General features: G+C 46.0%; 9 protein-coding genes and 5 tRNA genes. 4 read left to right on the top strand and 10 right to left on the bottom strand.

Features of this window, described 5'->3' with window-relative positions; all coding sequences use genetic code 11:
- Window positions 1–3 precede the first annotated feature (3 nt).
- Together A8140_RS25345 and A8140_RS00785 are read left to right on the top strand one after the other, a co-directional pair.
- Window positions 4–1,548 (top strand): hypothetical protein, encoded by a 1,545-nt coding sequence (locus A8140_RS25345; RefSeq protein WP_005533503.1) that lies wholly within the window; start codon window positions 4–6, stop codon window positions 1,546–1,548.
- 244 nt (window positions 1,549–1,792) lie between these two features.
- Window positions 1,793–4,117 carry a hypothetical protein gene (locus A8140_RS00785; RefSeq protein ID WP_005533500.1) on the top strand — a complete coding sequence of 775 codons (2,325 nt, stop codon included), beginning with the start codon at window positions 1,793–1,795 and terminating at the stop codon, window positions 4,115–4,117.
- A 207-nt stretch (window positions 4,118–4,324) separates the two neighbouring features.
- On the opposite strand, the gene A8140_RS00780 is transcribed toward A8140_RS00785, so the two are convergent.
- From A8140_RS00780 to A8140_RS00760, 5 genes are all read right to left on the bottom strand, one after another.
- Entirely contained in the window at window positions 4,325–5,314 is a 990-nt protein-coding gene (locus tag A8140_RS00780) for an SPOR domain-containing protein (RefSeq protein ID WP_005533499.1), read from the bottom strand.
- A gap of 162 nt (window positions 5,315–5,476) precedes the next feature.
- Entirely contained in the window at window positions 5,477–6,433 is a 957-nt protein-coding gene (locus A8140_RS00775; protein WP_005533496.1) for an ABC transporter permease, read from the bottom strand.
- A gap of 2 nt (window positions 6,434–6,435) precedes the next feature.
- Window positions 6,436–7,413 carry an ABC transporter permease gene (locus tag A8140_RS00770; protein WP_005533495.1) on the bottom strand — a complete coding sequence of 326 codons (978 nt, stop codon included), beginning with the start codon at window positions 7,411–7,413 and terminating at the stop codon, window positions 6,436–6,438.
- Window positions 7,414–7,559: 146 nt separating this feature from the next.
- Entirely contained in the window at window positions 7,560–9,113 is a 1,554-nt protein-coding gene (locus A8140_RS00765) for an ABC transporter substrate-binding protein (protein ID WP_005533493.1), read from the bottom strand.
- A 105-nt stretch (window positions 9,114–9,218) separates the two neighbouring features.
- The gene (locus A8140_RS00760; RefSeq protein WP_005533491.1) at window positions 9,219–10,934 is read right to left on the bottom strand and encodes an ABC transporter ATP-binding protein; all 1,716 of its coding nucleotides are present in this window, start codon (window positions 10,932–10,934) and stop codon (window positions 9,219–9,221) included.
- 685 nt (window positions 10,935–11,619) lie between these two features.
- Between A8140_RS00760 and A8140_RS00750 the strand changes: the two genes are divergently transcribed.
- Window positions 11,620–12,345, top strand: coding sequence for an HAD family hydrolase (locus A8140_RS00750; RefSeq protein WP_005537301.1), 726 nt, complete (start codon window positions 11,620–11,622; stop codon window positions 12,343–12,345).
- A 452-nt stretch (window positions 12,346–12,797) separates the two neighbouring features.
- Here the strand turns inward: A8140_RS00750 and A8140_RS00745 are convergent.
- From A8140_RS00745 to A8140_RS00725, 5 genes are all read right to left on the bottom strand, one after another.
- Window positions 12,798–12,874, bottom strand: a tRNA-Pro gene (locus tag A8140_RS00745).
- A 64-nt stretch (window positions 12,875–12,938) separates the two neighbouring features.
- Window positions 12,939–13,014 (bottom strand) — tRNA-His (locus A8140_RS00740).
- Window positions 13,015–13,060: 46 nt separating this feature from the next.
- Window positions 13,061–13,137 (bottom strand) — tRNA-Pro (locus tag A8140_RS00735).
- A 76-nt stretch (window positions 13,138–13,213) separates the two neighbouring features.
- A tRNA-His gene (locus A8140_RS00730) sits at window positions 13,214–13,289 on the bottom strand.
- 35 nt (window positions 13,290–13,324) lie between these two features.
- A tRNA-Arg gene (locus A8140_RS00725) sits at window positions 13,325–13,401 on the bottom strand.
- A 361-nt stretch (window positions 13,402–13,762) separates the two neighbouring features.
- On the opposite strand from A8140_RS00725, the gene A8140_RS00720 reads away from it, so the two are divergent.
- Window positions 13,763–14,176, top strand: coding sequence for a c-type cytochrome (locus A8140_RS00720; protein ID WP_005536481.1), 414 nt, complete (start codon window positions 13,763–13,765; stop codon window positions 14,174–14,176).
- Window positions 14,177–14,187: the final 11 nt, after the last annotated feature.

Raw genomic sequence — 14,187 nt, 5'->3', positions numbered from 1 at the left:
ATCATGACAAAAAAATACTGGATTGCAGGCGCACTTGGTATCTGCTTGATGGCAAGCTATTGGCTTTCAGATGAACAAACGACAGCTGTCGCTGCCAATATCAAACCTGCACAAAATAGTACTGATAAGAAAGACACCGCTCATGGTGAGCGCACTTCTTTGATTGAAGTAAAACAAGCTTTAACCTCGTCATCACTAGAGCGGAGCAACGATCTCGCCTTTGAAAAAGCTCTCGAATCAACCTTGTCAGAGCATCCTGAACAGGTTCCAGATGCTTTTGGATCATCGGTGGTCAATTACTCCGGAAATCTGACTCAAACCTACGTTAGCAACAACCCAAACCATGATTCGACAGACAACGGCAAACCGATCATTAACCTTGCGGTGGAACAGCAGCTTCAAACCATCATCTTTGGTTGGGAGCTAGCACAGAACAACCCGATCAACTATTCGTTGGGGTTGGAGCAGCTGTTTGAAGATCCAGAAGGCAACCTTCTCACCACCCGAATTTGGTTGGAAAACGCCAATGGGTTAAGTGTCCTTAATCAAGGACAAATCATGCTGCAAGGCGCACCAAAGTCCTTCAACCAAACGACCTTTCTGGCTGTATCAGCTCGTGATGACCACCACGGCATAGAAGACCATGCTTGGGTAACGACACGCTTTGAACTGCCAGCAGTAACCGAAGAACAAAATGATACTGAACACCCTCTGATCGATGGCATTGTGTATCGTCTTGAATCCACAACATTGCTTGGTGGAAAGAAATACGCCTATGAAGTGGTGTACTGTGAGGCGTTTAAATTTGTCGAAGAAGAGGTCTTTTATGCGGCTTCCAACAACAAAACTCGTTGCCCTGAAGAGCATGAATTAAAGAAAGTCGGTCAGTATCAGATCAGCGATGAATCATTAATAGTGCAAACAAGCGACTCACAACAAATCTGGACCACCAAAAAGGTCTACACCTCACGCGTTCACAAAGAAACCGAAAACTACTTCATCACTGTTTTCGATAATAATCGCTTCGAAAGCTACACCATGCAGAAGAACAAACGATCAATGGAGGAGCGTTTGAACGTCAACACAGGAGAGAAGCTGTATCAATCCGCCCGATTTGATCTGCTCATTCCGACTGCCGGTGGTTATCGCCATGCGCTTGCTGGTAACTATATTTTTGACCGACGCTTCGCTCAAGGTAATGAGTATTACGACGGTTTCGACTCAGATCTCAACATAGTCGCGTCTAATAACGACTTATTTGCTCATGAATTCTGTCAGTTTTGGGACACCTCAATCATCGCTGGTGAAGGGATGTTTAGCGATGTGATTTCTTATTCCAACAATACCTATTGCGCGACTGCTCCTAAACCGTCGGCATACGCTTATGTCTATTTCAACAATGACTACCATGCCAATGACGTTTTTCTTCAGGGTGAAGCTTATAGCTACATCTTGCGCCCACTTCCTCAATACGCAAATAGCGTAGAGGAGTTGAAGATAAATATGATTTATTACGATCCTATTGGTTCAAAAACCACTCACAAATGAGCAAAGAATCAAAATAAGTATCTTTATTAAATGACAGCCACCTCAAGCCGCCATTCACACTACTAATCAACGCCACAAAAAATATTCAAAGTTTTTTTACGGTTTTTTTGTGGCTTTTCGTATCTTGAAGCTGCTTCCAAAACCGATCCAAAATGCGCTACTTTTTCAATCTCACTAGTGAGATTGGAAGATAAAACAATAAAAAGCGACTTTCTCATTCGGAAACGAAACAAGGATTAAAACAATGAATAAGGTGAGTTTACTAGCAGCGTCAGTGGCTATCGCGCTAACAGGTTGTGGTGGTTCAGATGGTGGTTCAAACGGTGGCAACTCTGGTGTAGTGATCACTGGCTTCGATGGCTACTTCAAAAATGCTGTGGTATTTGAAGATCTGAACAACAATGGTCAATGGGACGCTAATGATACATTCCTTGGCCTAACCGATGAGAAAGGTCAGCTTAAAATCAAAGCAAAACCAGAAAGCACTCTGGCACTGCAAACTATCACGCCAAACGGCGCAAAACAGAAACAGCTTATCGCTTTAGATCCGACTTACGCAGGTACTTACACTGTAGACATGGATCACCCAAGCCAAGCGATGGCACACGAACTCGTTTTCCGCGCACCAAACTCTTCTAACGTTATCTCACCAATCACTGACCTTGTTGCAATTGAAATGGCAAACGACAGTGCGCTAACGGAAGAAGAAGCAGTAGCAAAAGTAAACCAAGCACTTGGTGGTACGGAAGAAGCACCTATCGACCTATACAGCGATTTCGTTTCGGGTGTAGATAAAAGTGCCGAACTACATAAAACCGCTCAGATTCTGACTGAATCTAAAGCGCAAAACCCGGCGAACTACGAGAAAAAAGCGACTGAATTCGCGCAAGCAGCTGATCAAGAAGTAGACCGTCTGGTGGAGTCTGGTGCAGATATCAATGATCCAAACCTACGCCCAGTGATCACTGACAGCACACCAGAAAGCGAAAACCTAGCGCCAGAAACCATAGTCAACAACAAGCTTGTTGTTAACGAAGACGTTGAAGAAGCAGCCGAAGAGAAGCTAGATAACCTACCTGAAACCGTAAAAGGCGCGAGCTTCGATGGTGTAGAGCTGAACATCGAAGGTCTATTCAAAGACAAAGACCAAAACCTGGTGACGCCTAAACTGTCTCACAATCTAGGTGGAACTGGCATCGACATTCGCATTGAAGGCAACCAATTGATTCTTTTGCCAGCTGCTGAAGTCACCAAAGCAGGTGAGTTCGAAATCATCCTAACAGCGGAAGATAAAGACTCTGCAGGCAAAGCGCTTTCTACTGTAAGCACTGTATTTGAGCTGGACATCGAAACAGCAAACCAAGCACCAATCGTCATTGAAGAAGAGCAAAAACGCCTTCAAAGTATCGTTGATGGCTGGCAGCTACAACGAGGTGAAGCTTTTGAGCAAACTCTTGATATCTCTGGTCTATTTAAAGACGAAGATGGCCAACTAGAAGAGTATTCAGCGGAATCGATCTCTATCGACGGCTTGTCTATCGATGAAAACGACAACGCAATCATCACTATCGAAGGTACACCAGAAAAAGCTTACGCTGCAGGCCAAACTTTTATCGTTAACGTAGAAGATAACGAAGATGGCAAAACTCGCGTAACCTTTAAACTACCAGAAGTGAAAGAAGGCGCTACACCGCCGCCAGTTGTACCATCGCTAGGCTTCACTATCGACCACTTTAACGGCAAAGTGGCAAAAATGGGCAGCTTCGCACGCAACGATGGTGAAATCGGCCATACGATTCTGATGAAAGATAACGAAGGCCTACTATGGTGTTGGGGGTCAAACGATGATGAGCAAGGCGAAGAGTACTCGGCAAACATCAGTGATAACCTAAGTAACTCTTGGGAATCAAAGTACGACCCATACGCGATTTTGGCAAAACTGGACAAGCTACCAAACTACGCGGCTTACCAAAACAAAGATTGTTGGGACGTAGAGATCAAAGACGGCAAATTGTACGACGATGAAGGTTCTGAGTACGAAATGCTTTACCAAAACAAAACCACACAAGGCGAATACCAAATCCTTGTGAAAATCGATGGTGATGAGTTGTTCTGGTTTGATTCAACCGATGCACCTTTCGCACAAGCACTACCGGTGAGCGCAAAGGTCGCAAACGGTAAGGTTGAATTTGATATGATGGTAGAAAGCGAGACCGTTGCTCAGGACGGGACCGAACTATTCTATGCTGCAGGTAAGTTTGAGTACGCTAACGGTGTTTACGAATACGAGTCTATCAAACCAGAAGGCTTCTACACTCCAGGTAACTGGACTATCTCTCTAGATAACGAAACAAATCGCGAAACTTTGATTCTAGAAGAAACAGGCTCAGAGTCTGATTACAAAACTCGTCACCGTAATGTAAACCGCGAGTTTGGCGATTTCTACATCGGCATCAACTCAAGCGTTGAACAAAACGGTTGGGTATCAGCCCCAGAGTTCGGTCTGTACTCACACTCTCAAGAAGCAATAGAAAAAGTGATGGAATCACTGCCTTTAATTGAAGATTAATGAGTAAATACGGTTCAATTCGAGCAAAACCTTGTTGCAATCATATTCACTTACAACGCCGACGCAGAACCTTTTGGGAAAAATGCAAAGGCATCAAAGAAGTGTATTGCTGCTCTAATTGCCACGGGGAAACCTATCTCAAATAACTTTTCTATTTGATGCTACTGAAAAGCCCCGCACTTGCGGGGCTCTTTTGTATCCGTTTAATTACTTAACGCAAACCACGTTAAGTAACGAAGTGCCCGTGAGCTGATTAGGTTCTCGGTCGGCAAACAAGCCCTTCTTATCTTTACCCCAGTAAGGCAACTGCAGCGGCCAGTTATTTTTCTCCATCACCCCAGACGCACGCAGCGTTTTGAATTCCGAGACACTCGCTAACTCCATACTTAATTGCTGACATACCTTTTGTGAGCTCGCATAGTTTAAGCGGTTCCAAGGCTTTCCATGTTCCATATAGAACTGGTTGTTGTTCTCGACCAAGTACGGCACCACAAACGATTTACCTTGCAGAATCGTCTTCAATCGTACCTGCACTGTATCGTTACTGATAATAGGCTGAGCAGGCTTAGGCGCTTGGGTAGGTTTCGCCACTGGTTGAGAAGCTTGCTTCGATACTGCCTTAGCTGGCGCCTCTTTAGTTTTGAAAGCATCCGTATTCGGACGAGTCGCGGCTACTGGAGCAACGGGTGTCACAGGCTTTGCCTTCGCGGCAGGCTTCGGCATCGGCTTAGTTTGCTTCACTGGCTCTGACGTACCTTTGCCAACCACACGAATAAACGCTTCTTTATAGGTCGACAAAGTTTTAACTCGCTGCAAGTCCTGCGAGGCTTTGGCAAATTCAGTATAAGGACCGATAAGGCAACGATAACCTTTTTGCTCTGGCTTCATCCAAACATCGGTGGTGATTTTGCCGTAGATCGGCTTGGCTTTGGCTAAAGACATCGGCTTTGGCAACAAACCACACTGGATCCAGAAAAAGTCATTGCCTCCTTGCGGCATTTTCTTTCCCCACAGCCCTTTCCCGATCGGACAAGATTGCTCTAGAACTGGCAGCTCTTTGTTGCTGGCTTGAGAGGCCTGACAAAGAAAATCGTCCGCCAATACAGGACTCGCAAATTGGGCGCACGCCACCAGCAACCCAAGGCTCAAGCCGGATTGGACGATACGAGAGGAGTAGTGTGCCTTTTTCATTTCCATACGCTTCACTCTAAACAGTAGGTGATGAAATTATCGCGACAAAGCGTCAATAAAATATGCATAAAACTGATAAGCAAAAAAAGAGCCGGAATTGCATCCGGCTCTCAGTTTAGGAAGAAATTTATTAAATTGGCAACCTATACAGCCCAATTTATTTGATGACTAACCTTTGTAGATTTTCGGGTTAAATACATCACGTAGCCAGTCACCCAGTAGGTTAATCACCAATACCAATGTCACTAGTACGATACCTGGGAAGGCAGTAATCCACCATGCACCAGAGAAGATGTAGTTAAAGCCGATGCTGATCAAGGCACCCAGTGACGGCTGGTCGACTGGTAGACCTAAGCCTAGGAATGACAGTGCTGCTTCCGACATGATCGCGTTCGCTACCTGTACTGTCGAGATAACCAAGATTGGCGATAGACAGTTCGGCAGAATATGACGGAACATGATGCGAGGCGCTTTAAAGCCCATCACACGCGCCGCTTCGACGTATTCTTTCTTCTTCTCTGCCAATACCGAGGCGCGAATGGTACGTGCGTATTGCGGCCATTCTGCCACGCCGATAATCACCACCAGCATGACCACTGCATATTGACTGTAAAAATCACTGCCAAAGCTGGCTTTGAAGATTGCCGAGACGATGATCGCCACCATCATGGTCGAGAACGACAACTGCACATCAGCAAAACGCATCAAGAAGCTATCAATACGGCCACCGAAGTAACCTGCAGACAAGCCAATGATGATGCCCAGTACCAACTGAAGACCAACCGCAAGGAAGCCAATGGTCAAAGACAGGCGAGAGCCATAAAGAATGGTCGATAAAATATCGCGACCTTGCTCATCAGTACCTAACACAAAGCGCTCATCGCCATCTTCCATCCAAGACGGTGGCAACTCAGAATCCATGATGTCAATGGACGTCAGATCATACGGATCTGTCGGTGCCAGAATTGGCGCAGCCAACGCCAACACTAAGAACATCATAAAGACGGTAAAACTTGCCATCGCAACTTTGTCGCGCTTGAAGTAATACAAGAAATCCGACTCTTTGAAACGCTGCCACGCTGACGGTGCGGCTGCAGGAGCTGGTGTTACATTTGATTGGCTCATGATTAAGCTCCTTTTCCGGTTAAGTTCACAGTTGGGTTGATGATGCCGTACAGCAAGTCAACGATGGTATTGGTTACCACGAAGATCAGACCAACAAAGATAACGTAGGCAGTGATCAGCGGTGTATCTACACGGTTGATTGCCTCTAGGAAAAGGAAGCCAGTGCCCGGCCATTGGAACACGGTTTCAGTAAGAATAGTGTAAGCCACCATAGTACCAATCTGCACACCACCAACCGTCAGTACAGGTAGCATGGTGTTTTTAAGTGCATGTTGGTAATAAATCTTTTGTAAGTTCAGGCCTTTTGCTTTGGCGAACTTAATGTATTCCGAGCTCAGTACTTCCAGCATTTCTGAACGTACCAGACGGATGAACAACGGCAGCATGATAGACGCTAGCGCAATACACGGCAGGATAAGGTGCTTGATACCATCAATGGTAAAGAAACCAGATTCCCAACCTAGCACATTAGCGGTCTCACCCCGCCCGTAGGAAGGTAACCAGCCGAGTTCTATGGAGAAGACATACATCAGCATGATTGCGGTTAAGAACACCGGAATCGAGATACCGACACTACTCATCGCCATGACGAATTTCGTAAAAATACTCTTAGGATGGATCGCGGAATACACCCCAAGCAGTATAGAAAAAACAATAATGATGAGCGTCGCACCAAACACGAGCTCTAGCGTAGCCACCAGCTTATCGAGAATCACCTCAACCGCAGGTCGCTTGAAGAAGTAAGATGTACCTAAATCACCTTGCAGTGCATTGCCCACAAAGCGAGTGTACTTTGTGATAAAGGGATCGTTCAGGCCCAGTTCGTCACGCAGCGCTTGGCGCTCCGATTCTGAAACCGACTGACCTACAAGCTCACGCAGCGGGTCACCCAGGTTATCCTGAATGGCAAACGCCACCAAACTGATCACAAACATCACTATCAGTGCCTGAAACAGGCGCTTGACCAGAAACGAAAACATTCCTTGCCCCTTAACTATCCATAGATCTCTATTCAGAGAGAAAATTCAGTCTGTAAAACCAACTCAGTCCGACTGAAACAAAACTGAGTCGAGTGCTTTAAGTTGAGGAGGGACATCCATCCCTCCTCAAGGTCGACTAACCGTGATTATTCAACCACTAGGTCACCGAAGTAAGGCATTACCATTGGGTTAACGATGTCTGCCGCTTTCACGTTAGACTTCGCGCCCCACGCTTCACTTTGCCAGTGTAGCGGTACGAATGCTGCGTCGTTGTATAGCGTTGCTTCTACACCTTTCAGCATTGCTGCACGTTTCGCTGGATCCGTTTCTACGTTCGCTGCTTCAACCACTTTGTCCATTTCTGGGTTTGAGTAGTAACCACAGTTGTACTGACCACGGCCCGTTTCTTCGTTACGAGTCATAGTTAGGAACTCGTTGAAGTTCGCTGAATCTTCCGTATCTGAGTGCCAACCGATCATCAGCATGTCTGCCGCACACTTGTCGAACTCTGGCCAGTATTGCGCTTTTGGCATCGTCTTCAGATCAACCTTGATGCCGATCTTAGACAGCATTGCCGCCGCCGCTTGCGCGACTTTCGCATCGTTCACGTAACGGTTGTTTGGCGCGATCATCGTTAGCGTTAGGCCATCTTCGTAGCCCGCTTCTTTCATCAGCGCTTTCGCTTTCTTCAGATCGTAGCGAGGAACCAACTTGTCATCGTGACCCACGTAACCTGAAGGGCTTTGTTGACCAGCTGCCGTTGCGAAGCCTTTCATGATTTTCTTCACGATGCCTTCGTTATTGATTGCGTGAACAATCGCTTGGCGAACGCGAACATCTTTCAGTGCTTCGTTGCTGTTTTGGTTTAGTTGGAACGTGATGATACGCGTACCTGGTAGCGTTACTAGGTCGATGCCGTCTGCATCTTTCACGCGTTTGTGATCGTTTGGCGCAACAGGGTGAATCATGTCAACGCCGCCAGAAAGTAGTGCAGCTACACGAGTCGCGTCTTCTTTGATTGGTACAAGCGTTAGCTTATCAACGTTACCTTTCGACTCTTTGTCCCAGTAATCTTTAAAGCGTTCGAATTCCACTTTTACGCCCTGTTCACGTGAAGTCACAATGAATGGCCCCGTGCCAGATACGTTAGTCGATGCAAATGAGTTACCGTGCTTCACTAGCTCAGACTTGTCTTTGCCGTCTTCTGTCTTACCAGAGTAGAACTTGCTGTCCATTGGGAAGATGTAAGTCGCTGTTTGCAGCACAAGTGGGTAAGGACCTTTAGTCACGAGATCCACTGTGTAGTCGTCAACCTTCACGATTTTTTCGTACGGGTCGAAGATCGCTTTGAAATCTGGAGAGCTTTGTAGACGTTCGAAAGTCCATACTACGTCGTCCGCCGTCATGTCATTTCCAGAGTGGAACTTAACACCTTGGCGTAGCTTGAAACGTACCGTTGTATCGTTCACACGTTCCCAGCTTTCAGCTAGACGAGGTTCAAAGTCCATGTCTTGTGTGAAACGAACTAGTGGATCAAATACCATGTGTGACATTTGCAGTGTACCGCCTGATAGCTGCTCATGCGGGTCTAGCGATACTGGGTCAGCTGCGTAGCCAACTTTGATATCTGCTGCCAATGCGTTAAAGCTTAGGCCCGCTGCCATTAGCGCCACTGCTAATTTGCTTTTCATGGTTTTCATTTGCATAACTCCTTCATGCGGGAATTCGAATCCCTTGTTGTGTTTGCGTCTTTGTTATGACTAAGGTTTGTTGACCTTGATGGTCAGCCAAGCGAAAAACTTGGTTTATGCCGTTTTGATTTCTTCTCTCAAGCCTGTGAACTCAGGCATCAGAGAAATCAGTTTCTTGCTGTATTCATGCTGAGGAGCGGTAAATAACTGCTCAGTTGGCGCCACTTCCAGTAGCGTACCCATCTGCATAACACCCACTCGATCACACATTTGGCGAATAACCGGTAAGTCGTGGCTGATAAACAGCATGGTGAGGTTGAGCTCACTTTGCAGATCTTTTAGCAAGTTCAGAATTTGTGCCTGTACCGATACATCCAACGCTGATGTCGGTTCATCACAAATCAGTAGTCGAGGACGAGTCGCCAGTGCACGCGCAATAGAAATACGCTGACGCTGACCACCGGAGAATTCATGAGGGTATTTCACGCCCGCCATTTTGCCCAAACCGACGTGATCAAGTAAGTCATTCACAATCTGACGCGTTTCCGCTTCATTCTTGGTCAGTTTATGGAAACGAATTGGCTCCGCGATGATGTCGAAAATCTTCATACGCGGGTTCATCGACGTGTACGGGTTTTGGAAGACCATCTGCATTTGACGACGCAGTGGACGACGCTCTTTTTCTGATTTCAGCGCTGTTAGGTCAATGCCTTCAAAGCTGACTTGCCCTGAGTTTGGTTCATACAGGCCAGCAATCACGCGTGCGATGGTCGATTTACCTGAGCCAGATTCACCCACCAAGCCAAACGTCTCGCCTTCGTGCACTTCAAAGCTGACATTGTTCGAGGCCTGCACGTATTCACGGCGGCTTTCAAACAGTGAATCTTTGGTCACAAAGCGCAGATTCACGTTCTTCACGTCCAAAAGTGGGCCCGTGTACTCACGCTGATCTTGGCTTTGACCTAGCCAGTGGTTCTTAATGTCCAGTTCTTGTAGCTCTGTCGCTTCTTCGATATAGCTGACCAACGGGAAGCGATCGAGTTTTACATCAGAGCGCGGAACGGCTGAAATTAGGCTGCGTGTGTATGGGTGATCAGGATCGCCCAACACCTTAGCGGTTGGACCAAACTCCACTAAATCACCGCGGTACATAACTGCCACACGGTCAGTCACGTTTGAAACCACACCCATGTCGTGCGTCACCAACATACAACCTACGTTGTTCTTGATACACAGTTCACGGATAAGGTTTAGGATTTGGTCTTGGATTGATACGTCGAGTGCCGTAGTTGGCTCATCGGCAATGATCAGGTCTGGCTCCCCAGCCAGTGCGATAGCAATAACCACGCGCTGACGCATACCGCCAGAGAATTGGTGCGGGTACTGTTTAAGACGGTTTTCAGGTTGAGGAATACCAACCTGCTGCATAAGAGAAAGCGCGCGTTGATACGCCTCTTCATCCGACACCTTCATATTGGCGTGGATGGTCTCTTTTAGTTGCTGCTCAACCGTAAACAGAGGGTTAAGCGAGGTCATTGGGTCTTGGAAGATAAAGCCAATCTTAGAGCCGCGAACCTTACGCATCGCTTCTGGTGTTAAACCAGATATTTTTTCGCCATCAAGGTACACATCGCCACTGGCAACACGACCCGGAGGGCTAAGCAAATCAATAACGGCGTTACCAACGGTGGATTTACCCGCACCTGATTCGCCAACAACACCCACAATTTCGCCACGATCAATATGAAAAGAAAGCGATTTCACGGCCGCATGGACACCGTGACGGGATGGATATTCAATACGAAGGTTTTTCACCTCTAATAGTGACATTTCAGACCTCTACTGCCTTGTCTGTGGTATCGAATCGCGCAAAAAAAGCGCCATTCATCACCTGAATGAATCCGTTCAAATTCAGAATAATACTCTGAAATCTTAATGCGGAGACAATTTGGCAAAAATTACACAAAAAAGCAACAATTAAAGTATATTTCGCCGGAAAAACATTATTTACACGCACTATTAGCGAATAAAAATGCATTAACAAGTATTTAACCATTTTCATAACACACCACTTTTGTGCGCTATGCACCAATAAAAACAGAAAAATGCTCTAAGTTAATGCATAAAGCCACTATTGACAGTATCCCTATTATTCACGTAATACCATTAACATTTACCAAACAATACTCCGTTCCAATTGGTAATGTTCGACATAAAATGCTACTAACAAAATAGTCTGCATACATAAAAAGCCAAAATCTCCACACAACTAAAGCGATGAAAACGTGAGCAGCTCAGCAAAAAAATGGAATCCGTCACTTAATCTTGGTTATGCGTCAGTTATGCGATTTCATGATTAAGTCACTTCGGGCAGGAGAAAAAATACATGGCTGTTCATCTTCTTTTAGGCATTAAAAACGATGTGGAAGCATTGATTTTGCGCTTTCCACTGTCATTTTGAGTGAGATAAGAGATAATCAAACTCTAACGTTGAGCAGTGAATAAAGGAGCCCCTATGCTTAAAGCGATATTTTTTGATATGGACGAGACTTTATGTGGCACATCTCAAGCCGATAAAATAGCAGGACAAGAGTTTGCGGACTGGATTGCTCAAACTTACCCTCAGATCACTGACTCCACAGCCTTTGTGCAACGCTACTTACAAGGTGTGTATAAGAAGCTAAACGACGAATTCCCTCAGCTTATTGCTCTATTGCCAGACGAAAATGCGTTCCGCTGCGGTTTAATCCAAAGCATCTTGGCAGAACAAGGTATCGAGATCGATGCAGAACAAGCGCAGCAGGCACAAAGCTTCTTCGATTCAGCTCGAATGGGGGCTTTTACCTTCTTCCCAGGCGTGAAGGAAATGCTGACTAAGCTACGCCAACACTACAAATTGGTGGTAATCACTAACGGCCCTATCTTCTCGCAGCATCCAAAGCTCAAAGCGACACAAATGAGTGAATGGGTGGATCACATCATCGTGGGTGGCGAAGAGCCAGAAGAGAAGCCTGCGGCAAGCATCTTCCACAAAGCACTCAACCTTGCAGATGTAAAACCAGAAGAGGCGATTCATATTGGCGACTCTCTACCAGCAGATATCGCGGGTGCCAACAATATGGGCATTCTGAGTGTATGGGTTAACGAGGCAGGCGCAGCGAATCCAACCGATATCAAACCAAGCTATGAAGTGAAAGAGACGGTTGAGCTCAAAGAAATTCTAAAAACGCTCGCTCAATAAAGCGCTCAACTCAAGAAATACAAAGCCCCAGCCATCGTGCTGGGGTTTCTTTTATCAGCTCGAAAAGCATTTGGATCATGGGTGGTCAAAAGCTCCCAGAACTGTACATTGTTGGCAGAATTGAAAATAGAGTGAAGATTTTTGAGAAGAAAAAATGGAAAAAGCCCCAGTCTTTCGACTGAGGCTTTAAATAGCGGTCGATGAAGAGCCATATTCTAACTTCAGGCGAACCCACTTGGGTTCAAACCCATTGAAATACTGCCGACTCATCTAGTCCAAGCGATATCACTAGCTCTAAAACGACGAAAGCCTGCTAAGAAGCAGGCTTTCTAATAGTGGTCGGTGAAGAGAGATTCGATCGGACTGGCGCTCCAGCCCACGACCCTCTGGTCCCAACATTCTAAATTTCAAACGTAAAAAAGCCCCAGTCTTTCGACTGAGGCTTTAAATAGTGGTCGGTGAAGAGGGATTCGAACCCCCGACCCTCTGGTCCCAAACCAGATGCGCTACCAAGCTGCGCTATTCACCGAACTGTATTTTCTGATTCTCTCAAATCAGACTGGATACTTCAACTAAGAAGTCACCCAAATTAATGGGGTGGCTAACGAGATTCGAACTCGCGACCACCGGAATCACAATCCAGGGCTCTACCAACTGAGCTATAGCCACCATCAATTTTTATGTTTACCGCTTATTATAGCCATAAACTAAATAGTGGTCGGTGAAGAGGGATTCGAACCCCCGACCCTCTGGTCCCAAACCAGATGCGCTACCAAGCTGCGCTATTCACCGACGAATTTTGTTTCGATTCTTGGGATATTTGAATCAAAACTGGAAACTTCATTAATTTAATGGGTTACCAAAATAATGGGGTGGCTAACGAGATTCGAACTCGCGACCACCGGAATCACAATCCAGGGCTCTACCAACTGAGCTATAGCCACCACTATTGTTTGTGCCGTTAATTTGTATTCCGGAATGGCACGCCCGAAAGGATTCGAACCTTCGACCTTTGGCTCCGGAGGCCAACGCTCTATCCAACTGAGCTACGGGCGCATGCCCCATCGGCGGAGAGGAATAATACGGATATCACACTATGCCGTCTAGTACTTTTTTTACTTTTTTTCTCGTTTGGTCTCTTTTTCGACAGTTATCTGCCTTTAAAGTGCATTTTTGATGTGATTCACGCCCTGTCATGGATAACTTGTTGTTTATTGCAACAAGTTATCGGGATATAATTACCCATTATTTACATTGATTTAACAGCTGCAACCTGGTTGTTCGATCACTCTAGACTGTTAGATAAGGTTTTCTGCTCACTATAGAAGCAATCGCGCACAACTTTCTCCAACGGCTCTAAATACTCTAACTATATAAATAGGTAAGTCACTTACCTCGGGAATGTGAAGTGGGTTTAATGGATATGTCTCGACGAATGATTAGCGTTTTGTTCGCTGCCTTAACTTTTTCTACGGCAGCTTTAGCTTCTGACATCAGCCAAACTGAATACGATGCGATCGCAGAACGCATCAAACCTGTCGGTGATGTTTATCTTGCAGGTGCAGAACCGGTAAAAGCAGAGCCAACTGGTCCGCGTGATGGTGCGGCAGTTTATGGTACTTTCTGTATTGCTTGTCACGCATCAGGCGTAAACGGCGCACCAAAAACTGGTGATGCGGGCGATTGGGCACCACGTATTGCACAAGGCAAAGACGTGCTGACTAACCACGCAATCCAAGGCTTCAACGCGATGCCAGCAAAAGGCACGTGTATGGACTGTTCTGATGACGAAATCATCGCAGCCATCGACCACATGATTAAAGGTCTATAATAAAGATATCA

Origin of the sequence: Vibrio campbellii CAIM 519 = NBRC 15631 = ATCC 25920, assembly GCF_002163755.1 — a bacterium.
In the GTDB taxonomy this organism is placed as follows: domain Bacteria; phylum Pseudomonadota; class Gammaproteobacteria; order Enterobacterales; family Vibrionaceae; genus Vibrio; species Vibrio campbellii.
The sequence above is the reverse complement of the archived record's forward strand: the minus strand, read 5'-3'. Positions and strand labels throughout refer to the sequence as shown.

What these genes read in the sequence shown, in the direction of transcription:
- A8140_RS25345 (WP_005533503.1), top strand. Translation starts at nt 4, where the DNA reads ATGACAAAAAAATACTGGATTGCAGGCGCACTTGGTATCTGCTTGATG.
- A8140_RS00785 (WP_005533500.1), top strand. Translation starts at nt 1,793, where the DNA reads ATGAATAAGGTGAGTTTACTAGCAGCGTCAGTGGCTATCGCGCTAACA.
- A8140_RS00780 (WP_005533499.1), bottom strand. Translation starts at nt 5,314, where the DNA reads ATGGAAATGAAAAAGGCACACTACTCCTCTCGTATCGTCCAATCCGGC.
- A8140_RS00775 (WP_005533496.1), bottom strand. Translation starts at nt 6,433, where the DNA reads ATGAGCCAATCAAATGTAACACCAGCTCCTGCAGCCGCACCGTCAGCG.
- A8140_RS00770 (WP_005533495.1), bottom strand. Translation starts at nt 7,413, where the DNA reads ATGTTTTCGTTTCTGGTCAAGCGCCTGTTTCAGGCACTGATAGTGATG.
- A8140_RS00765 (WP_005533493.1), bottom strand. Translation starts at nt 9,113, where the DNA reads ATGAAAACCATGAAAAGCAAATTAGCAGTGGCGCTAATGGCAGCGGGC.
- A8140_RS00760 (WP_005533491.1), bottom strand. Translation starts at nt 10,934, where the DNA reads ATGTCACTATTAGAGGTGAAAAACCTTCGTATTGAATATCCATCCCGT.
- A8140_RS00750 (WP_005537301.1), top strand. Translation starts at nt 11,620, where the DNA reads ATGCTTAAAGCGATATTTTTTGATATGGACGAGACTTTATGTGGCACA.
- A8140_RS00720 (WP_005536481.1), top strand. Translation starts at nt 13,763, where the DNA reads ATGGATATGTCTCGACGAATGATTAGCGTTTTGTTCGCTGCCTTAACT.